At 68.2% G+C, this 19,153-nt stretch carries 18 protein-coding genes and 1 tRNA gene; 7 read left to right on the plus strand and 12 right to left on the minus strand.

Annotated elements, in window-relative coordinates; genetic code table 11:
* Together ACG04R_RS04475 and cysM are read right to left on the minus strand one after the other, a co-directional pair.
* Positions 1-543, minus strand: a complete 543-nt coding sequence (locus tag ACG04R_RS04475) for an NUDIX domain-containing protein (protein ID WP_394406689.1) — start codon at positions 541-543, stop codon at positions 1-3.
* Entirely contained in the window at positions 540-1,436 is an 897-nt protein-coding gene (gene cysM, locus ACG04R_RS04480) for a cysteine synthase CysM (protein WP_394406691.1), read from the minus strand. The genes ACG04R_RS04475 and cysM overlap by 4 nt, the downstream gene beginning before the upstream one ends.
* Positions 1,437-1,530: 94 nt before the next feature.
* Between cysM and ACG04R_RS04485 the strand changes: the two genes are divergently transcribed.
* Positions 1,531-1,615 (plus strand) — tRNA-Leu (locus ACG04R_RS04485).
* Positions 1,616-1,708: 93 nt separating this feature from the next.
* Positions 1,709-2,299 (plus strand): rhomboid family intramembrane serine protease, encoded by a 591-nt coding sequence (locus tag ACG04R_RS04490; RefSeq protein ID WP_394406693.1) that lies wholly within the window; start codon positions 1,709-1,711, stop codon positions 2,297-2,299.
* Between the two features lie 8 nt (positions 2,300-2,307).
* On the opposite strand, the gene ACG04R_RS04495 is transcribed toward ACG04R_RS04490, so the two are convergent.
* Positions 2,308-3,168, minus strand: coding sequence for an NAD-dependent epimerase/dehydratase family protein (locus tag ACG04R_RS04495; RefSeq protein WP_394406695.1), 861 nt, complete (start codon positions 3,166-3,168; stop codon positions 2,308-2,310).
* Between the two features lie 63 nt (positions 3,169-3,231).
* Here ACG04R_RS04495 and ACG04R_RS04500 point away from each other — a divergent pair, with 63 nt between their 5' ends.
* From ACG04R_RS04500 to ACG04R_RS04510, 3 genes are all read left to right on the plus strand, one after another.
* A complete protein-coding gene (locus ACG04R_RS04500) occupies positions 3,232-4,260 on the plus strand; it encodes a CDP-6-deoxy-delta-3,4-glucoseen reductase (RefSeq protein WP_394406697.1) in 1,029 nt (342 codons plus the stop codon).
* 79 nt (positions 4,261-4,339) lie between these two features.
* Positions 4,340-5,068: a 2OG-Fe dioxygenase family protein gene (locus ACG04R_RS04505; protein ID WP_394406699.1), complete on the plus strand. Its 729-nt coding sequence runs from the start codon at positions 4,340-4,342 to the stop codon at positions 5,066-5,068.
* A gap of 86 nt (positions 5,069-5,154) precedes the next feature.
* Positions 5,155-6,210 carry a Leu/Phe/Val dehydrogenase gene (locus tag ACG04R_RS04510; protein WP_394406701.1) on the plus strand — a complete coding sequence of 352 codons (1,056 nt, stop codon included), beginning with the start codon at positions 5,155-5,157 and terminating at the stop codon, positions 6,208-6,210.
* 46 nt (positions 6,211-6,256) lie between these two features.
* Here ACG04R_RS04510 and ACG04R_RS04515 read toward each other — a convergent pair whose 3' ends face one another.
* Genes ACG04R_RS04515 through ACG04R_RS04530 form a run of 4 tightly spaced genes read right to left on the minus strand, consistent with a single transcriptional unit; the run spans position 6,257 to position 9,822 of the window.
* Positions 6,257-6,982: an ABC transporter ATP-binding protein gene (locus ACG04R_RS04515; RefSeq protein ID WP_394406703.1), complete on the minus strand. Its 726-nt coding sequence runs from the start codon at positions 6,980-6,982 to the stop codon at positions 6,257-6,259.
* Between the two features lie 14 nt (positions 6,983-6,996).
* Positions 6,997-7,782, minus strand: coding sequence for an ABC transporter ATP-binding protein (locus ACG04R_RS04520; protein ID WP_394406705.1), 786 nt, complete (start codon positions 7,780-7,782; stop codon positions 6,997-6,999).
* 13 nt (positions 7,783-7,795) lie between these two features.
* A complete protein-coding gene (locus tag ACG04R_RS04525) occupies positions 7,796-8,878 on the minus strand; it encodes a branched-chain amino acid ABC transporter permease (RefSeq protein WP_394406707.1) in 1,083 nt (360 codons plus the stop codon).
* 14 nt (positions 8,879-8,892) lie between these two features.
* On the minus strand, positions 8,893-9,822 hold the full coding sequence (locus ACG04R_RS04530; protein WP_394406709.1) for a branched-chain amino acid ABC transporter permease: 930 nt from the start codon (positions 9,820-9,822) through the stop codon (positions 8,893-8,895).
* 302 nt (positions 9,823-10,124) lie between these two features.
* Here ACG04R_RS04530 and ACG04R_RS04535 point away from each other — a divergent pair, with 302 nt between their 5' ends.
* Entirely contained in the window at positions 10,125-11,963 is a 1,839-nt protein-coding gene (locus ACG04R_RS04535; protein WP_394406711.1) for a sensor histidine kinase, read from the plus strand.
* Positions 11,956-13,296 carry a sigma-54-dependent transcriptional regulator gene (locus tag ACG04R_RS04540; protein ID WP_394406713.1) on the plus strand — a complete coding sequence of 447 codons (1,341 nt, stop codon included), beginning with the start codon at positions 11,956-11,958 and terminating at the stop codon, positions 13,294-13,296. Before ACG04R_RS04535 ends, ACG04R_RS04540 begins: the two co-directional genes overlap by 8 nt.
* A 43-nt stretch (positions 13,297-13,339) precedes the next feature.
* Here ACG04R_RS04540 and ACG04R_RS04545 read toward each other — a convergent pair whose 3' ends face one another.
* From ACG04R_RS04545 to ACG04R_RS04565, 5 genes are all read right to left on the minus strand, one after another.
* Positions 13,340-13,789 (minus strand): DUF6368 family protein, encoded by a 450-nt coding sequence (locus tag ACG04R_RS04545; protein WP_394406715.1) that lies wholly within the window; start codon positions 13,787-13,789, stop codon positions 13,340-13,342.
* Between the two features lie 65 nt (positions 13,790-13,854).
* Positions 13,855-14,763 (minus strand): amino acid ABC transporter substrate-binding protein, encoded by a 909-nt coding sequence (locus ACG04R_RS04550; RefSeq protein ID WP_394406717.1) that lies wholly within the window; start codon positions 14,761-14,763, stop codon positions 13,855-13,857.
* Complete coding sequence (locus ACG04R_RS04555) at positions 14,741-16,048, minus strand: replication-associated recombination protein A (RefSeq protein ID WP_394407257.1); 1,308 nt, start codon at positions 16,046-16,048, stop codon at positions 14,741-14,743. Before ACG04R_RS04555 ends, ACG04R_RS04550 begins: the two co-directional genes overlap by 23 nt.
* Positions 16,049-16,077: 29 nt before the next feature.
* On the minus strand, positions 16,078-16,683 hold the full coding sequence (gene lolA, locus ACG04R_RS04560; protein WP_394406719.1) for an outer membrane lipoprotein periplasmic chaperone LolA: 606 nt from the start codon (positions 16,681-16,683) through the stop codon (positions 16,078-16,080).
* The gene (locus ACG04R_RS04565; protein WP_394406721.1) at positions 16,680-19,073 is read right to left on the minus strand and encodes a DNA translocase FtsK; all 2,394 of its coding nucleotides are present in this window, start codon (positions 19,071-19,073) and stop codon (positions 16,680-16,682) included. The genes lolA and ACG04R_RS04565 overlap by 4 nt, the downstream gene beginning before the upstream one ends.
* Between the last annotated feature and the right edge of the window lie 80 nt (positions 19,074-19,153).

Consider the following 19,153-nt stretch of genomic DNA (forward strand, 5'->3'; position numbering starts at 1 on the left):
TCATTCTCGCTTCATGTCCGTGAGGTCGAGCCACTGCGGCTCGATGCCCTTGGTGCGCAGCCACGTTGCCAGCGCCTGGCCCGTGCCCTGCGGCCAGCACTTCACCTGCTCGGGCGGAATCAGCTTGTATTCCACCAGCTCGGGCGACAGCCTGATGTCTCCGCGCGCCGCTGCGTGGTAGGCAATGATGATCTGGTTCATGCGCTGGAAATCCCAGACGCCCAGCAGCTGCAACGAGTCGACTTCCAGAGACGTCTCTTCCGCAATCTCGCGGCGGATACCCTCTTCCGGCGATTCGCCAGCTTCCATGAAGCCGGTGATCAGGCCGAAGAACCGGCCCGGCCAGGCCGCGTTGCGTGCCAGCAGCACGTGACCATGCCGATCGGTGCACTCGATGACGGCGGCCAGCACCGGCGTCGGATTGTTCCAGTGCGTGAAGCCACAGGCAGCGCAGCGCAGCCGCTCCTTGTCGCCACCGTCCTCGGCCAGCGTGATCAGCGCCAGCTCGCTCGCGCAGTCGGGACAGAAGCGGTAAGGCTTCATGCAGGGAACACGCCCGTCGACAGGTAGCGGTCGCCGCGGTCGCAGACGATGAAGGCGATGGTCGCGTTCTCGACCTGCTTGGCGATCTGCAGCGCCACCCAGCAGGCGCCCGCGGCCGAGATGCCGGCGAACAGGCCTTCCTCGCGAGCGAGGCGGCGTGCCATGTCCTCGGCATCACTCTGGCTGACGAGCACCAGCTCGTCGATGCCCGTCGGGTCGTAGATCTTGGGCATGTAGGCCTCGGGCCACTTGCGGATGCCGGGGATGCGGGAGCCCTCGGCCGGCTGCGCACCGACGATGCGCACAGCCGGGTTCTTCTCCTTCAGGAAGCGCGACACGCCGGTGATCGTGCCCGTCGTGCCCATGGCGCTGACGAAGTGCGTGATGCGCCCGCCCGTGTCCTTCCACAGCTCGGGGCCGGTGGTCTCGTAGTGGGCGCGCGGGTTGTCGGGGTTGGCGAACTGGTCCAGCACCCGGCCCTTGCCTTCGCGCACCATCTGCTCGGCCAGGTCGCGGGCGTACTCCATGCCTCCGGTCTTGGGCGTCAGGATCAGCTCGGCACCGAAAGCCTTCATCGTCTGCGCACGCTCGATGGACAGGTCCTCCGGCATGATCAGCACCATGCGGTAGCCGCGGATGGCGGCCGCCATCGCCAGCGCGATGCCGGTATTACCCGAAGTCGCCTCGATCAACGTGTCGCCGGGCTTGATCTCGCCGCGCTCCTCGGCGCGCTTGATCATGCTGATGGCCGGCCGGTCCTTCACGGAACCGGCGGGGTTGTTGCCCTCCAGCTTGGCCAGAATCACGTTGCCACGCGCGTCGGCGCCGAGCAGGCGCTGCAGGCGCACGAGCGGCGTCGCGCCGATGACGTCTTCGAGGGTCGGATAGTTCATGGCGAACGATTGTGGCAGCGACCTCAAGACCTGAGCCTTGACGAGTGCATAATCCAGCCCCTCGCTGCGACAGCGAGAAAGTTGTTTCCGACGGGCCTCGGTGGCGAAATCGGTAGACGCAGGGGACTCAAAATCCCCCGCCGCAAGGTGTGCCGGTTCGAGTCCGGCCCGAGGCACCAGAAGAAACAGCTCGCTATCCCCTGGCATACTCAAAACGGTAAGCACCGGCCTTCCCGGTGCAGGCGCCCTCCCCGGGCGACCCACCGCGACTCATGCCGCCTCTGCCTCCGGTCACCAAAGCCTTCTTGTTGGCTTGCGTCGGTGCGTTCTGCTTCTTCTACCTGTTCCCTGGCCTGGAGCCCTGGTTCGAGCTGTGGCCGCTGACGTCGCCATTCTTCATGCCCTGGCAGGTGCTGACCTACGCCTTCCTGCACGGTGGTCTGTGGCACCTGGCCTTCAACATGCTGGGCCTGTGGATGTTCGGCGGTGAGTTGGAGCGTGTCTGGGGTCCGAAGCGCTACACGCAGATCCTCATCGCCAGCACGCTGAGCGCGGCCGTTGTGCAGTTGCTGTTCACGTGGGCGACGGGATCGCACTCGCCGACGCTGGGTGCCTCGGGCGCGCTGTTCGGCCTGCTGCTGTCGTTCGGCATGTTGTTCCCCAACCGCATCATCGTTCCGCTGATCCCGCCCATCCCGATGAAGGCCAAGTACTTCGTCGCCATCTTCGGCGGCCTGGAGCTGGCAATGGGCGCGCGGCTGTTCGAGTTCGGCCCCGCCAACGTCGCCCACTTCGCCCATCTGGGCGGCATGCTGGGCGCGTGGCTGCTGATCAGCCACTGGCGCTCGTCACGCCGACGTTGAGCGTTGCCTCAAAGCCCTTCGCGCGGCGTCGGGTAGCGCAGCGCCAGTCGCAGTTCCTGCTTGAGGCGCGTGTTGACGAGCCGGCGTGACTCGCTCCAGAAGCTCAGCTGCATCGCGCTCATGCGCTCGGCGGCCTGTTCGCGCGTGATGCGCTCGGGCCGCGGCAGGCCGGCGAGGTCGGCGGCGAGATCAAAGTAGTCACCCATCAGCAACTGGCTGTCGTCACAGACGTTGACGGCGCGCTGCGGCAGGCCGCGCAGCAGCGCCAGCAGGCAGGCATGGGCGAGGTCGTCGGCGTGGATGTGGTTCGTGAAGACGTCGTCCTCCCACCTCAACACCGGCGTGCCCTTCGCCAATCGCTCGCGCGGGTGGCCACCTTCACGGTCGCGGGCATAGATGCCCGGGATGCGTAGCAGGCTCACGCGCGTGCCATGGCGGCGGCCGAAGGCGCGCAAGCAGGCCTCGGCGTCGACACGGCGGCGGGCGCGGTCGGTGGCGGGGTTCAGCGCGCGTGTCTCGTCGATGAAATCACCGGCGCAGTCACCGTAGACGCCGGTCGTACTGGCATAGACCAGCGCCGCGGGCGGCTTGCGCGCCAGCGCGGCCAGCAGGCAGCGCGTGCGCTCGTCCGCGTCGCCATCGCGGGCCGGCGGCGCCAGGTGCAACACGCGGTCGGCCAGGCCGGCCAGCCGCGCCAGCGTGGCGGGCTCGTCCAGGTTGCCGACCAGCGGCACGGCGCCGGCCGCGCGCAGCGCCGGCGCGCGGCCGGGGCTGGACGTCAGCGCGAACACGCGCCAGCGGCCGGCCAGCAACTTGAGCAAACGCAAGCCCACGTCGCCGCAGCCGATGATCAGGAGTCTGGGTTTCATGGCCTCGGGCAAAATACGAGCCAGTCTACGGCCCACCCTGGGCCGCTGCTTTTTGCATCGTCCATGTCCCACCAGATCACCATCCAGCCCGCCGGCCGCGTCTACACCACCGAGGGCGACGACACCCTGCTTGCCGCCGCCATCCGCAACGGCGTGGGCCTGCCCTACGGCTGCAAGGATGGCGCCTGCGGCTCCTGCAAGAGCAAGCTGCTCGAAGGCGCCGTCATCCACGGCAACCACCAGCCCAAGGCCCTGTCGGCCGAGGAGGAAGCCGCCGGCTTCGTGCTGACCTGCTGCGCCCGCCCCCAGACCGACTGCACGATCGAGGCCCGCACGGTGCCCGGCGCGGGTGAATTCCCGGTGCTGAAGCTGCCGACGCGCGTCGCCGCGATGCTCAAGCCCGCGCCCGACGTGGCCGTGCTGACGATGCAGCTGGCCGCCAACCAGAACTTCCAGTTCCGCGCCGGCCAGTACGTCGAGTTCATCCTGCGCGACGGCTCGCGCCGCAGCTACTCCATGGCCAACGCGCCGCACACGCTGCCGGGCCAGATCGAGCTGCACATCCGCCACATGCCCGGCGGCAAGTTCACCGACCACGTCTTCGGCGCGCTGAAGGAGAAGGACATCCTGCGCATGGAAGGCCCGTTCGGCAGCTTCTTCCTGCGCGAGGACAGCGAGAAGCCCATCGTGCTGCTGGCCAGCGGCACCGGCTTCGCGCCCATCAAGGCCATCATCGAGCGTGCCCGCCACATCGAGTCCAAGCGGCCGATGGTGCTGTACTGGGGCGCCCGCAAGCAGGCCGACCTGTACCTGAACGACTGGGCCGCGCAGGTCGCCGCCGAATGGCCGACGCTGCGCTACGTGCCCGTGCTGTCAGAGCCCGACGCGGGCTGGACCGGCCGCACCGGCTTCGTCCACCGCGCCGTCATGGAAGACCTGCCGGACCTGTCCGGCCACCAGGTCTACGCCTGCGGGGCACCCATCGTCGTGGACTCGGCGCACAAGGACTACGTCGCGCAGTGCGGCCTGCCGGAAGGCGAGTTCTACGCCGACGCATTCACGTCGGAAGCCGACAAACATGGCGGCGCGTAGCGGTGCCATGTTTGCAGTGAAGGGTCATATTCGCCGCCGGGCGAATGTGGGCCGCAACTACAAGTACCTGATTCAATAAATGTTCGAGCCGCCCTGGACCGATCCCGCCGACCTTGTCGGCGCCCTCAGGCGTGATGGCGAGGCCGTGCTGGCGCCGTCTTCGCTCGGTGCCCTGGGCGTGTCCGCCGCCGAGCTCGACACGCTCAAGCCCTGCTGGGACGACCTGCCGCCCGACGGCTATCTGCGCGATGGCGGCCGCTACCGCTTCCGCCGCCACGGCTGCTTCGTCGCCGACGGCGACACGCTGACGCTGGCGCCTCACCGTGCCCACTGGCAGCCGGTGGACTACAACGCGCTGCACGGCGGCATCCAGCGCTGGTACGTGCCGCTGGCGCAGGAGATGGCCGAATCCCCCGTCTGGCGCTCTTTGCTGCTGGGCCTGGCCCGCGCGGCCTCGGGGCTCAAGGGCGAGCAGCCCTGGTTCATCGAAGCCCACCCCTTCCGCATCGACACCAGCGACGGCATCGGCCGCCCCACGCCCGAAGGCGCCCACCGCGACGGCGTGGATCTCGTCGCCGTGCTGCTGGTGGCCCGCCACCAGATCAAGGGTGGCGAGTCGCGTGTGTTCGAGGCCGACGGCCCGGCCGGCCAGCGCTTCACGATGACCGAGCCGTGGACGCTGCTGCTGCTGGACGATGAGCGCGTCATCCACGAGACCACGCCCATCCAGCCGCTGACCGCCGGCGAGCGCGGTTGGCGCGACACGTTGGTGCTGACCATCCGCCGGGGCGGCTTCCAGGGCCCCTGAGCGCCGGCACACCGATACACTGGCAAGCGGCCGCGCCAAAAGCGTGGCCGTTTTTCCATCACTGCCGCGCCAAAAGCGCCGAACGCATGAACCCGACCTCCCTCTTCGGCCTGCCCGACCAGACCGCCCACGAGCGCGTGCTGCTCGCCACCGATCCGGCCACCGGCCTGCAGGCCATCCTCGCCGTCCACAGCACCGCGCGCGGTCCCGCCTTCGGCGGCTGCCGCCTCTGGCACTACGACTCCGACCTCCACGCGCTGAACGACGCGCTGCGCCTGTCGCAAGGCATGAGCCTGAAGAACGCGCTGGCCGACCTGCCCTTCGGCGGCGGCAAGGCCGTCATCCTGAAGCCGCCAGGCGCCTTCGACCGCCCCGCCCTCTTTGCCGCCTTCGGCCGCGCCGTGCAGTCGCTGGGTGGCGCCTACATCACCGCCGAGGACGTGGGCACGACGACGGCCGACATGCGCGGCATGCAGGCCGTCACGCCCTTCGTCAGCGGCATCCCGCGCGAGGGTGCCTTCGGTGGCGACCCCAGCCCCAAGACGGCCTGGGGCGTGTTCGTTTCCATTCAGGCCGGTGCACGCATGGTGCTGGGCCGCTCGTCGCTGGAAGGCGTGCGCGTGGCCCTGCAAGGCCTGGGCGCCGTGGGCTGGCACCTGGCCGAGTTCCTGCATGCCGCAGGCGCGCGGCTCGTCGTGGCCGACGTCGACGCCGACAAGGTCGCCCGCGCCGTCGTGCAGTTCGGTGCGACGCCGGCGCATGTGGCAGAGATCCTGGCCGCCGAGGTCGATGTGCTGGCGCCCTGCGCGCTGGGCGCATCGCTGAACGAGAAGACCGTGCCGAACATCCGCGCGCGGTTGATCGCCGGCGCCGCCAACAACCAGCTCGCCACGCCCACCGACGGCGATGCGCTGCAGGCCCGTGGCATCTGCTACCTGCCCGACTACCTGGTGAATGCCGGCGGCATCATCAGCGTCGCCCGCGAGTACCGCGGCGAGGGCGAGGAAGGCGCCGTCATGGCCGAGGTCAGCAGGATCGCCGAGCGCGTCGAGGAGCTGCTGCAGCGCGTACAGACGGCCGATTCGACGCCCGCCCGCGTCGCCGACGACTGGGCGCGCAGCAAGCTGGTCAAGCCGGCCTGAAGCCAGATCTGAAACGAAGCGCCCGGCAGTGCCGGGCGTTTTTTGTTCACTCGCCGAGATAGGCGGCCCGGACCTTGGGGTCGTTGAGCAAGGCCTGCCCTTCCCCGTCCATCGTCACCTCGCCGGACTCCATCACGTAGCCGCGATTGGCAAGCTGCAACGCGCGGCTGGCGTTCTGCTCGACGAGCAGCACCGTCACGCCCTGCTGGTGGATGTCGTTCACGACCTCGAAGATCTTGTCCACCATGATGGGCGACAGGCCCATGGACGGCTCGTCCAGCAGCAGCACCTTGGGGCGAGCCATCAGCGCTCGGCCCATGGCCAGCATCTGCTGCTCGCCGCCGGACATCGTGCCGGCCAGCTGCTTGGCGCGCTCCTTCAGGCGCGGGAACAGCGCGAAGACCTTGTCGATATCGGCCGGCACCTCCGCGTCGCGGCGGTTGTAGGCGCCCATCTGCAGGTTCTCGACGATGGTCATGCGCGTGAAGGTGCCGCGGCCCTCGGGCACCATGACCAGGCCCTTCTTGGCCAGGTCCCAGGCACCCTGGCCCTTGATGGACTGGCCCAGGTAGGTGATCTCACCGGCCGCGGCGGGCTGCAGGCCGGTGACGGCCTTCAGCGTCGTCGTCTTGCCCGCGCCGTTGGCGCCGATCAGCGACACCAGTTCGCCCTCGCGCACCTCGAAGCTGACGCCCTTGACGGCCTGGATGCCGCCATAAGCCACCTTCAGGCCGCTGACCTTGAGCAGGGTTTGCTTGCTTGCTTCTGCCATGTTCTTTGCCCTGCTCAATGAGCCTTGTGGCCGGCGCCGAGGTAGGCCTCGATCACCTTCTCGTTGCTCTGCACCTCGGCCGGCGTGCCTTCGGCGATCTGTTTGCCGTAGTCCAGCACCGTCACGCGGTCGCACAGGCCCATGACCAGCTTCACGTCGTGCTCGATGAGCAGGATGGTGCGGCCGTCGTTGCGGATGCGGTCGATCAGCTCGCGCAGCGTGACCTTCTCGGTCGCGTTCATGCCGGCGGCGGGCTCGTCCAGCGCGATGAGCTGCGGGTCGGTCGCCAGTGCGCGGGCGATCTCCAGGCGGCGCTGGTCCCCGTAGCTCAGCGTGCGGGCCTTGAACCCCGCGTACTGGCCGATGCCGACGTAGTCCAGCAGCTCCTGCGCCCGCGCCGCGATGGCGGCTTCCTCGGCCTTGAAGGCCGGCGTGCGGAACACGGCGCCGAACAGGCCGGACCGCGTGCGGATGTGGCGGCCGACCATGACGTTCTCCAGCGCCGTCATGTCGGCGAACAGGCGGATGTTCTGGAAGGTGCGCGCGATGCCCGCCTTGGCGACCTGGTGCACGGCCTGCGGCTTGTAGGGCGTGCCGCCCAGCGAGAAGTTGCCACCGTCGGGCACGTACAGCCCTGTGATGACGTTGAAGAAGGTCGTCTTGCCGGCGCCATTGGGGCCGATGAGGCCGTAGACCTGGCCGCGCTGGATCTGGATGCCGACGTCGGACAGGGCCTGCACGCCGCCGAAGCGCTTGGACGCGCCGCTGACGTTGAGAACGATGTTGTCGTGGGTGCTCATGGAGTGCGCCTCCTCACTTGGTGGCCACGGGGGCAGCCTTGCCATGCTCCGGCGCCGGCCACAGGCCACGCGGACGCACCAGCATGATGATGATCATGGCCGAGGCCACCAGCAGCTGACGCAGGATGGATGCGTCGATGCGGCCGTCGGTCATGCTCTGGATGTCGCCCGCAAGGTAGCGCAGCACCTCGGGCAGCGCCGCCAGCATCAGCGCGCCGAGGATGACGCCGGGGATGTGGCCGATGCCGCCCAGCACGACCATCGCGACGATCATGATGGACTCCTGCAGGCTGAACGACTCGGGCGACACAAAGCCCTGGAAGCTCGCGAACATCGCGCCCGACACGCCGCCGAAAGTGGCGCCCATGCCGAAGGCCAGCAGCTTCATGTTGCGCGTGTTGATGCCCATGGCCTTGGCGGCGATCTCGTCCTCGCGGATGGCCATCCAGGCGCGGCCGATGCGTGACTGCTCGAGGCGATAGCAGATGACGACGCTGGCGACCACCAGGGCCAGGAAAAGGTAGTAGTACAGCGTCACCGACGGGATCGTGTAGCCCGCGATCTCCAGCGGCTTGCCCAGGTCCACGCCGAAGATGTGGAAGGAGTCGATCTGGCCGATGCCACGCGGGCCGTTGGTCAGGTTGATCGGGTCCTCCAGGTTGTTCAGAAACACGCGGATGATTTCGCCGAAGCCCAGCGTGACGATGGCGAGGTAGTCGCCACGCAGCTTCAGCGTCGGCGCTCCCAGCAGGACGCCGAACAGCGCCGCAAGCCCCGCGCCCATGGGAATGACCAGCCAGATCGGCGAGTGCAGGCCGTTGGGGAAGGCGGCCATGAAGGACTCGAAGTTCTGGCTCAGGTGCGGGCTGGCCATCAGCCCGAACATGTAGGCGCCGACCGCATAGAACGCCACGTAGCCCAGGTCAAGCAGGCCGGCGTAGCCGACGACGATGTTCAGCCCCAGCGCCAGCAGCACGTAGAGCAGCGCCAGGTCGATGATGCGCACCGGGCCGTTGCCGAGTTGCTGCGCGAGCAGCGGTACGGCGATCAGCGCGACGGCGGAGGCGATGAAGGTGACGAGTTTCTTGGTTTGCATGTCCGGAGCTCCGTTCAGGCGCGGTCGGCCACACGCTCGCCGAGCAGGCCCGAGGGACGCAGCGTCAGCACGAGGATGAGGGCGATGAAGGCGAAGATGTCGGCGTAGTTGCTGCCCAGCACGCCGCCCGTCAGGTCACCGAGGTAGCCGGCGCCGATGGACTCGATGAGGCCCAGCAGCACCCCGCCCACCACGGCGCCGGCCAGGTTGCCGATGCCACCCAGCACGGCGGCCGTGAAGGCTTTCAGGCCGGGCATGAAGCCCATCGTGTGCTGCACGGTGCCGTAGTTGGCCGCCCACATCAGGCCGGCCACGGCGGCCAGCACGGCGCCGATGACGAAGGTGGTGGAGATGATGAAGTCGGGCTTCACGCCCATCAGGCCCGCCACGCGCGGGTTCTCGGCCGTGGCGCGCATCGCGCGGCCCAGCCGCGTGTAGTTCACCAGGTACATCAGCGCGGCCAGGATGCAGACCGTGAGGCCCAGGATCAGGCACTGCGTGACCGTGATGACCGGACCGCCCAGGTCGAATGGCTCGGTCGGCAGCAGCAGCGGGAAGGGCTTGGGATTGGGTTTCCAGATGATCATCGCCAGCACCTGCAGCAGCAGCGACATGCCCATGGCCGTGATCAGTGGCGCCAGGCGCGGTGCGTTGCGCAGCGGCCGGTAGGCGATCTTCTCGACGGCGAAGTTCAGCAACGAGCAGACGACGACGGCGCCCGCCAGGCCGATCACCATCAGCAGCCAGCCCGGCAGGCCGGTGTCGGCAAGCGCGGTGACCAGCGTCCAGCTGATCATCGCGCCCACCATCAGGATCTCTCCGTGCGCGAAGTTGATGAGGTTGATGATGCCGTACACCATCGTGTAGCCCAGTGCGACGAGGGCGTACATGGCCCCCAGCACGAGGCCGTTGATGATCTGCTGGATGAGCGTCTCATAGTCCATAGAAGGCCTTCAATTTTTGATGGGCGCAGCATGCGCCAACCGACCCGGGACGAATCGCAACCCTCATGCCAATCGAGCCGTTTCAAGGGTATTCACCGACCGTCTGAAAGGGTCGACCGTTCGATCCGTCCCACGGGACGGGTCAAGGTCGGATTTCACGAGTGTCGGGCTGGCAAAACCGGGCGGAAATCCGCACAAACCGCACGCCGACCGGGCGACTCTCCGCCAAGCCTCAAAAAACCGCCGCGAGGCATGCCAACGCCGACGCGCCGTGGGCACACTACACGCCCGCTGCCATGGTTGTGCCCGCTTCTTCCCGCCCCCGCGCCCTGCGCCTGCCCCGGCTGCTGAGCCGGCCGGGCTTTCATCTGTTCCTGACCGGGGCGCTGATGGTGCTGGGCTTCGTGCTGGCGCACCGCCTCAGTGAGCGCAGCGGCCGCGACCAGCTGTCCGCGCTGAGCACGGAGCGCCTCGAGCTCTACGCCTCCAATCTCTCCGCCGAACTCGGCCGGCATGCGTCGCTGCCCAGCCTGCTGGCCATCGACCCGACGTTGCGGGCGTTGATGCAGACGCCCGCCGACGCCGAGGCCCGCCACGCCGCCAGCCAGATGCTGGCGCGCGTCAACGTGCGCGCCGGCACGAGTCAGATCTTCGTCGCCGATGCGCAGGGCCAGGTCTTGTCAGCCAGCGAGCCGCTGACACCACCGCCCCGTCTCGCCGAGGCGCAGGCCCAGGGCCGCACGCACTTCTTCGCCGCCGACCCGACCACCGGCAGCACCGACTTCTACCTGCTGCATGTGCTGCGCCAGGCCAACCGCACGACCGCCGTCATCGTCGTGCGCTTCAATCTCGCGCCGCTGGAAGCCACCTGGGTGGACCTGGGCGCGCGCTCACAGGGCGAGCGCATCCTCGTGGCTGACGACCAGGACGTCGTCATCATGAGTTCCGTGCAACCCTGGAAGTACACCGTCCTGGGCCACGCCGACCCGTCGCGCCGCCAGGCGCTGCAGGCCAGCGCGCGCTACCCGCAGGCCATAGGCGCCGACCTGGAACTTCCCGCGTCGCTGGAGGTACACCAGGGCCAGCAGGTGCTGCTGCCGCTGCCCGGTGCAAAACCGATGCTCGCGCAGCAGCGTCAACTGGTGCCACTGGGCCTGCGGCTCATCGCGCTGTCGGACCTGACCGAGGTCCGGCAGCGCGCCCAGATCGCCGCCTGGGGCGGCGCGGCCTTCGGCGCCAGCATCGGCCTGCTCATCCTCTACCTCTCGTCACGGCGCCGCGCATTGCGCCAGCTGACACAGGCGCAGACGCAGCTGCAACAGGCGCACGCGCAGCTGGAGCAGTTGGTGGACAGCCGCACCGCCGAGCTGCGCCAGACCAACGACGCGCTGAAGGCCCAGATCGCCCAGCGCCTGCAGACCGAGGGCGAGCTGCTGCAGGCCAGCAAGCTGGCGGTGCTGGGCCAGATGTCGGCCGGGCTGTCGCACGAGGTGAACCAGCCGCTGACCGCGCTGAGGGCGCTGGCCCGCAACTCGCAGCGGCTGCTCGAGAACGGCCGGCAGGACGCCGTCGCGACCAACCTGCAGCTGATGGACGACATGGTGGAGCGCATGAGCCAGATCACGCGCCAGCTGAAGAGCTTCGCGCGCAAGGCCGACGAGCAGGTCACCGGCAGCACGCCGCTGCTGGACTGCGTGCGCAACGCACTGCTGCTGCTGGAGCACCGCAGCCGCGCGATGGACCTGCAGACCGACGTCGACATCCCCGCGGGCCTGCGTGTGCGCGCCGAGGCCAACCGGCTGGAGCAGGTGCTGGTCAACCTGTTCGGCAACGCGATGGACGCGATGCAGGCGGGCGACGAGCGCCGCCTGCACGTGCGGGTTGCCGCACAGGATGCGGAGCAACGCGTGCTGGTGCAGGTGCAGGACAGCGGCGTGGGCGTCGGCGAGGCCGAGCTGCCGCACCTGTTCGAGCCCTTCTTCACGACCAAGCCGGCCGGCGAAGGCCTGGGGTTGGGCCTGGTCATTTCAGCCAAGATCGTCCAGGAGTTCGGCGGCACGCTGCGCGCCGTCAGACTGGAGCGAGGCATGAGTTTCGAGTTCGACCTGAGCGTCGACAGTTGGGAGAGCCGAGATGTTTGAGGGCTACAAGGTCGTGTTCGTGGAGGACGACCTGCCGGTGCGAGTCAGCCTCACGCAGACGCTGGAGCTGGAAGGCCTGGCCGTCATCCCCTGCCGCAGCGCCGAGGAGGCCCTGCCCCACCTGCAACCCGGTGCGCCGGTCATCCTCATCACCGACGTGCGCCTGCCCGGCATGGACGGCCGCGCACTGCAGGCGCACGTGCAGGCGACCGACTCCAGCATCCCGACCATCCTCATCACCGCCCATGGCGACGTGGCGATGGCCGTACAGGCCATGCGCGCCGGCGCCTACGACTTCATCGAGAAGCCGTTCGCGCCCGAGCGCCTCGTGGACGTCGCGCGGCGCGCACTGGACCTGCGCACGCTGCGCCACTCGGCCGATGAGCTGCGCGCGCAGCTGCAGAGCGCCAGCGGCATCGAGGCCGCACTGCTGGGCCAGAGCCCGGCCATGCAGCAGCTGCGCCGCCAGGTGCTGAACCTGGCCGGCACGTCAGCCGACGTGCTCATCGTCGGCGAGACCGGCACCGGCAAGGAGCTGGTGGCCCGCTGCCTGCACGACCAGAGCCCGCGCCGCGACCGCCATTTCGTCGCCATCAACTGCGGCGGCCTGCCCGAGGCGCTGTTCGAGAGCGAGCTGTTCGGCCACGAGCCCGGATCGTTCACGAGCGCGGCCAAGCGCCGCATCGGCAAGATCGAACACGCCAACGGCGGCACGCTGCTGCTGGACGAGATCGAGACCATGCCCATCGCGCTGCAGATCAAGCTGCTGCGCGTGCTGCAGGAACGGCGCATCGAGCGGCTGGGGTCCAACGACGAGGTGCCGATCAACGTGCGCTTCATCGCCGCCAGCAAGGGCGACCTGAGGGAGCAGGCCCAGCGCAACGAGTTCCGCAACGACCTCTACTACCGCCTCAACATCGCCACGCTCACCCTGCCGCCGCTGCGCGAGCGCCGCGAGGACATCCCGCTGCTGTTCGAGCACTTCGTCGCCCAAGCCTGCGTGCGCTACGAGCGCGCGTCGCCCGAGCTGACGCCGGACAAGCTGCGAGAGCTGATGGCGCACGACTGGCCCGGCAACGTGCGCGAGATCCGCAACGCGGCCGACCGCTTCGTGCTGGCGCTTGACGACCTCGACCCCCAGGCCGCGATGCAGGCCGTGCCTTCATTGAATCTGGCGCGGCAGATGGACCTTGTCGAGAAGACCCTCATCGAGCAGGCGCTGCGCCGCACACACGGCAAGGTGCCCGCCGCGATGGAGCTGCTGGGCACGCCGAGGAAGACGCTGTATGACAAGCTGAACCGGCACGGCATCCAGTTGGACAACTTCAGATAGAGGCGCGCCGCGGACACGATCAACATCGCGGCGAAAGCTGCGTTCAGTTGGTCATCTTGAACTCCGGAGTGCCGGCCCAGTAATTCATGCATGCGGGCGTGAGCACGTCACCAAGCTCTTCAGAGCGATATCGACCATCAGCGGTCAAAACCGACGGATTCGAGGTGTGCGACTCCAGTCGGGAGCCCAGAGCGATCAAGCCCGAGAACATTTCTGCAACCCGAGCGGCGATGAATGCCAGGAGCAAGTCGCCGGCTTTGCCACGGCAATGGCAGCAAATCGTTATCGCCTGTGCAGGGACCCAGCCGGCCAGGTTGAAGCGCAGCGCTTCTTCACCGGGGTCGTCGATACTCAGCGAGTAAGGTTGCCCCAGCAGCCAAAACGATTCCACCTCCGCGGCGCCTGACGCACTGCGCACGAATACGTTGAGCTGAGAGCGCTGTTGCTCGGTCAAGCGAGCGGGAAGCAGCACCTGTGTTGATGACCCTGACATCAAGCTATCCTGATTTTTGTTGCCGGCCCCGTGGCCTCAGATTCAGACGAAGCCGCCAAGAATCGCTAACGATACTTCTCAGGATCGGGAGAGTCCGTCGGGTTGGCGATCACGCGCCTGAACGCCGCGCTCATCGGCAGCTTCAGGTTCAGCCCCTGCGACGGCAGTGGCTGCTCGAACCAGCGGCGGTAGATCGCGTGGATCTCGCCGCTGCGGTAGAGCCCGGCCAGCACGCCGTCCACCAGCGCCTTGAACTGCGGATCGTTCTTGCGCAGGCCGATGGCGTAGGGCTCGATGGTCAGTGCGGTGTCGGAGATGCGGTAGTCGTCCGCGCCTGGCCCCTGCTGGGCCAGCACGGCGCGCAGGATGACGTCGTCCATCAGGAAGGCCGACGCCCGGCCACTGCGCACGAGTTGCAAGCCCTCGGGGTCGTCGAGCCCACCGAGGATGCGGATGCCTAAGCCCTGCTGCTCGTTCACCTTGGCCAGATGCTGGATGCTGGTGGTGCCGATCGTCGAGGCTACCGGCTGGCCGCGCAGGTCGGCCAGGCTTTGCACGCGCTCGGATGCGCGCGTCATCAGCCGCGTCTCGGCGACGAAGATGGTCAGCGAGAACGCCTGGTTGCGCGCCCGCTCGGCGTTGTGCGTCGTGATGCCACACTCCAGGTCCAGCGTGCCGTTGATGACCAGCGGCATGCGCGTAGCCGACGCCACCTCGACGCGGCGCACCTCGAGGTCGGGCAGCTGCAGCTTCTGGCGCACGGCGTCGACGATGCGGTCGCACAGCTCCACCGTGTACCCGGTGGGGCGCAGCTGGGCGTCGAGGTAGGAGAACGGCAGCGACGCCGGCCGATAACCGATGACGATAACGCCGGTCTCCCGCACACGCGTGAGCGTAGGGCCGTCGGCGGCCTGGACCGCCAGGCCGATGCACAGCGCCGCCAGCGCCGCGCTAGCCTTCAGCAGACGCTTCATCGTCCAACTGGCGCAGCCAGGCCAGCTTCTCGGCAATCTTGACCTCCATGCCGCGCGGCACCGGCTCGTACCAGCGCTGGCCTTCCAGCCCGTCGGGCAGGTACTGCTCGCCGGCCGCGTAAGCATTGGGCTCGTCGTGCGCGTAACGGTAGGCCTTGCCGTAGCCCAGCTCCTTCATCAGCTTGGTCGGCGCGTTGCGCAGGTGCACGGGCACCGGGCGGGACTGGTCCTGCTTGATGAACGCGCGGACTGAGTTGAAGGCCTTGTAGACGGCGTTGGACTTGGGCGCGATGGCAAGGTAGACAACGGCCTCGGCCAGCGCCAGCTCGCCTTCGGGCGTACCCAGCCGTTCGTAGGTTTCGGCCGCATCCAGCGTGATGCGCAGCGCGCGCGGGTCGGCCAGGCCGATGTCCTCGCTGGCCATGCGGATGAGCCGACGCGAGATGTAGCGCGCGTCCACGCCGCCATCCAGCATGCGCGCGAACCAGTACAGCGCGCCGTCCGGGTTGCTGCCGCGCACGGATTTGTGCAGCGCCGAGATGACGTCGTAGAACTGGTCGCCACCCTTGTCGTAGCGGCGCAGTTGCTCACCGAGCGCACGCTCCAACAGGGCCTCGTCGATCTGCACGCCCTGCGCCAGCGAAGCCGACGTGTCGAACGCGTTCAGCAGCCGGCGCGCATCGCCGTCGGCATAGCCGATCAGGCGTTGCGCGGCAGCGGGCGTCGGCTCGGGCACGCCCAGCTCCGCCGCGCCGCGGGCGATAAGCTGGCCCAGCTCTTCGGCATCCAGGCTCTTGAGCACCTGCACCGTCGCACGCGACAGCAGCGCCGAATTGACCTCGAAGCTCGGGTTCTCCGTCGTCGCGCCGATGAAGGTGAACAGCCCGGCCTCCACGTGCGGCAGGAAGGCATCCTGCTGCGACTTGTTGAAGCGGTGTACCTCGTCGACGAACACGACCGTGCGCCGGCCCTGGGCTGCGGCCACCTGAGCACGCTCGACCGCCTCGCGGATCTCCTTCACGCCGCCCAGCACGGCCGAGATGGCGATGAACTGCGCGTCGAAGGCGCCGGCCATCAGCCGCGCCAGCGTCGTCTTGCCGACGCCCGGCGGCCCCCACAGGATCATGCTGTGCAGGCGGCCCGCGTCGAAGGCGACGCGCAGCGGCATGCCCGGCCCCAGGAGGTGGCGCTGGCCGATGACCTCGTCCAGCGTCTTCGGTCGCAGGCGCTCGGCCAGCGGGATGCCTGCAGTGGGTGCAGCAGGGGCTGCCGCGGCGGCGGGCAGCGGGTCGTCGTCGTCGAAGAGAGACCCGCTCACTGCTCGATCAGGTCGGCCCCGGCCGGCAGCTTGAACTGGAAGCGCTCGGCCGTGAGCGGCACGTTGGCCTGCACGGCACTGAAGTCCAGCCGCGAGCGCTGGCCGAAGCCGTCGACGATCTCCATCGCCGCCAATTCCTTGCCCTTGAAGCCTAGCTTCAGCGACTGGATGGTCGACTCCGCCTGCTTGGGCACCGCCTGCACCCAGTCCAGGCCGGCGTCAGTGGGCTGGGCCTTCAGCGTGAAGTCGCGCTCCAGGTTCGTGCCGGCCAGCAACGCGGCAGGTGTGGCGCCCAGCGCGTCGGCGAGCTTGCGCGAACTGGCCTGGTTGAGGTCGGCGTCGTAGATCCAGACCTTCTGGCCATCGGCCACGATGGTCTGCTCGAAGGGCTTGGCATAGGCGAAACGGAAGCGGTTGGGCCGCTCGAACTCGAAGCTGCCCGACGACACCTTCTTGCGCTTGCCGTCTGGCGACGTCACGGTCTGCGTGAAGTTGGCCTTGCCGCTCTTCACGTCCTTGGCGAAATCACGCAGCGCGTCGACGGCGTCGGCATGCGCCACGCTGGCAACCAGCAGCGTCAGGGAAAGCAGAAGGTTCTTCATTCGTCTCGTTTCGGGATGATCAACTCACGACTGCCATTGGCCGCCAGGGCGCCGACAAGGCCCGAGTTCTCCATCTGCTCCAGCAGCCGTGCGGCCCGGTTGTAGCCGATGCGCAGATGGCGCTGCACCAGCGAGATGGACGCCTTGCGATGCTGCAGCACGATCGCGACGGCCTGGTCGTACATAGGGTCTTGCTCACCACTGGACTCGCCCGGCGCGGGCGCCTCGCCGTCGATGCCGTCGAGCACACCGCCTTCGAGGATGCCTTCGATGTAGTTCGGTTCACCTTGCGACTTGATGTACTCCACAACGCGGTGGACCTCGTCGTCGCTGACAAAGGCGCCGTGCACGCGGATGGGCAGGCCGGTGCCGGACGGCATGTAGAGCATGTCGCCCATGCCCAGCAGCGCCTCAGCGCCCATCTGGTCGAGGATGGTGCGGCTGTCGATCTTGGAGCTGACCTGGAAGGACAGGCGCGTCGGGATGTTGGCCTTGATGAGGCCGGTGATGACGTCCACCGACGGCCGCTGCGTGGCCAGGATCAGGTGGATGCCGGCCGCGCGCGCCTTCTGTGCCAGGCGGGCGATCAGTTCCTCGATCTTCTTGCCGACCACCATCATCAGGTCGGCCAGCTCGTCGATGACGACGACGATGAAAGGCAGGCGCTCCAGCGGCTCGGGGTCGTCGTTGTTCAGCGCGAAGGGGTTGGGGATGCTGATGCCGTTGGCCTTGGCCTCGTCGATCTTCTTGTTGTAGCCGGCCAGGTTGCGCACGCCCATCTTGGACATGAGCTTGTAGCGCCGCTCCATCTCGCCGACACACCAGTTCAGCGCGTTGCCGGCCTGCTTCATGTCCGTCACGACCGGCGCCAGCAGGTGCGGGATGCCCTCGTAGACGCTCATTTCCAGCATCTTGGGGTCGATGAGGATGAGGCGCACATCGCGGGCCTCGGCCTTGTAGAGCAGGCTGAGGATCATCGCGTTGATGCCCACCGACTTGCCTGAGCCGGTCGTGCCGGCGACGAGGCAGTGCGGCATCTTGGCGAGGTCAGCGACGACGGGCAGGCCGACGATGTCCTTGCCCAGGCCCATGGTCAACTGGGACGCAGCGTCCGCGTAGACCTGCGAGCCAAGAATCTCCGAAAGGCGGATGGTCTGACGCCGCGCGTTGGGCAGCTCCAGCGCCATGTAGTTCTTGCCCGGGATGGTCTCGACGACGCGGATGGACACGAGGCTCAGCGAGCGGGCCAGATCCTTCGCGAGGTTGACGACCTGCGAGCCCTTCACGCCCGTGGCAGGCTCGATCTCGTAGCGCGTGATGACCGGGCCCGGCGATGCGGCGACGACATGCACCTCCACGCCGAAGTCGCGCAGCTTCTTCTCGATGAGGCGGCTGGTCATCTCCAGCGACTCGGGCGTCACCGTCTCCTGGCGGCCGGGTGCGGCGTCCAGCAGATCGACCTGGGGCAGCTTGGCGTCGCCGACGTCGGTGAACAGCGTCTGCTGGCGCTCTTTGGCGACTCGCGTGGACTGCGGCACCTCGACGACAGGCGGCTCGATGACCAGCGGCGCATCGTGCTCGATGCCAAGGTCGCGCTCCAGCTGACGCTCCGCCTCGCGCTCGACCTCGACCTCCTGCTCGCGTTCCTTCACCGCTTGTTGACCGGCCTTCTGGTCGGCCTTGATCTCGCGCTTCTCGATGCGCTTCTCGCGCAGCTCCTCGATGCCTTCGCCGATGCGCTCGGCCAGGTGGCCCCACGAGAAACGCAGCGCCCATGACATGCCCGTCAGCAGCAGCACGATCCAGACGACGCCCGAGCCGGCGAAGCCCAGGCCCTTTATGCCCAGAGGACCCAGGACGTAACCGACGATGCCGCCGGCATGACTGCCCGGCACGCGCGGCTCCAAGGCGTAGAGGCGGCTCCATTCCAGCGCGCAGCTCGCGCCGATCAGCAGCACGACGCCGGCCCACCAGCGCGCGCGCTGGCTCCAACGCGGCACGGGGGCGACGTCATGCCGCAGCAGGCCTGCCAGGCTGCGCAGCCAGCCGCGCAGCGCCAGCAGCGGCAACCACCAGGCAGAGAAGCCGAACACGAACAACAGACCGTCCGACACCCAGGCGCCGAGGCTGCCGACGCGGTTGGCGACGAGGTCGTGCCTGCCGCTGGTGCTGAAGGCCGCATCGCCCAGGTCGTGCGTGCCCATCGCCAGCACGAGCAGCGCGAGCAGCAGCGCCGTCAGCGCCAGCCAGAGCGGCGTGCGCAGCAGCCGGGACGCCGCGGACGGCGGTGCCGCATCGCGCTTGGGCGCCTGGCGGCGGGTGGGTTTGGGGCTGGCGGGTTCGCCGGCGGCATCGGCGCCGCCCAACAGGGAACCGAGGGGAAAACTCATTCCCGCATTGTGCCGTCAGAGGGTGAGAGGGCGCCCGGCGAGCTCGGAAGGTTGCTCCAAAGCGTTTCAGCCTAGGCGCA

Origin of the sequence: Pelomonas candidula (assembly GCF_043555985.1) — a bacterium.
Classification (GTDB): Bacteria; Pseudomonadota; Gammaproteobacteria; order Burkholderiales; family Burkholderiaceae_C; genus Pelomonas; species Pelomonas candidula.

What these genes read in the sequence shown, in the direction of transcription:
- ACG04R_RS04475 (WP_394406689.1), bottom strand. Translation starts at nt 543, where the DNA reads ATGAAGCCTTACCGCTTCTGTCCCGACTGCGCGAGCGAGCTGGCGCTG.
- cysM (WP_394406691.1), bottom strand. Translation starts at nt 1,436, where the DNA reads ATGAACTATCCGACCCTCGAAGACGTCATCGGCGCGACGCCGCTCGTG.
- ACG04R_RS04490 (WP_394406693.1), top strand. Translation starts at nt 1,709, where the DNA reads ATGCCGCCTCTGCCTCCGGTCACCAAAGCCTTCTTGTTGGCTTGCGTC.
- ACG04R_RS04495 (WP_394406695.1), bottom strand. Translation starts at nt 3,168, where the DNA reads ATGAAACCCAGACTCCTGATCATCGGCTGCGGCGACGTGGGCTTGCGT.
- ACG04R_RS04500 (WP_394406697.1), top strand. Translation starts at nt 3,232, where the DNA reads ATGTCCCACCAGATCACCATCCAGCCCGCCGGCCGCGTCTACACCACC.
- ACG04R_RS04505 (WP_394406699.1), top strand. Translation starts at nt 4,340, where the DNA reads ATGTTCGAGCCGCCCTGGACCGATCCCGCCGACCTTGTCGGCGCCCTC.
- ACG04R_RS04510 (WP_394406701.1), top strand. Translation starts at nt 5,155, where the DNA reads ATGAACCCGACCTCCCTCTTCGGCCTGCCCGACCAGACCGCCCACGAG.
- ACG04R_RS04515 (WP_394406703.1), bottom strand. Translation starts at nt 6,982, where the DNA reads ATGGCAGAAGCAAGCAAGCAAACCCTGCTCAAGGTCAGCGGCCTGAAG.
- ACG04R_RS04520 (WP_394406705.1), bottom strand. Translation starts at nt 7,782, where the DNA reads ATGAGCACCCACGACAACATCGTTCTCAACGTCAGCGGCGCGTCCAAG.
- ACG04R_RS04525 (WP_394406707.1), bottom strand. Translation starts at nt 8,878, where the DNA reads ATGCAAACCAAGAAACTCGTCACCTTCATCGCCTCCGCCGTCGCGCTG.
- ACG04R_RS04530 (WP_394406709.1), bottom strand. Translation starts at nt 9,822, where the DNA reads ATGGACTATGAGACGCTCATCCAGCAGATCATCAACGGCCTCGTGCTG.
- ACG04R_RS04540 (WP_394406713.1), top strand. Translation starts at nt 11,956, where the DNA reads ATGTTTGAGGGCTACAAGGTCGTGTTCGTGGAGGACGACCTGCCGGTG.
- ACG04R_RS04545 (WP_394406715.1), bottom strand. Translation starts at nt 13,789, where the DNA reads ATGTCAGGGTCATCAACACAGGTGCTGCTTCCCGCTCGCTTGACCGAG.
- ACG04R_RS04550 (WP_394406717.1), bottom strand. Translation starts at nt 14,763, where the DNA reads ATGAAGCGTCTGCTGAAGGCTAGCGCGGCGCTGGCGGCGCTGTGCATC.
- lolA (WP_394406719.1), bottom strand. Translation starts at nt 16,683, where the DNA reads ATGAAGAACCTTCTGCTTTCCCTGACGCTGCTGGTTGCCAGCGTGGCG.
- ACG04R_RS04565 (WP_394406721.1), bottom strand. Translation starts at nt 19,073, where the DNA reads ATGAGTTTTCCCCTCGGTTCCCTGTTGGGCGGCGCCGATGCCGCCGGC.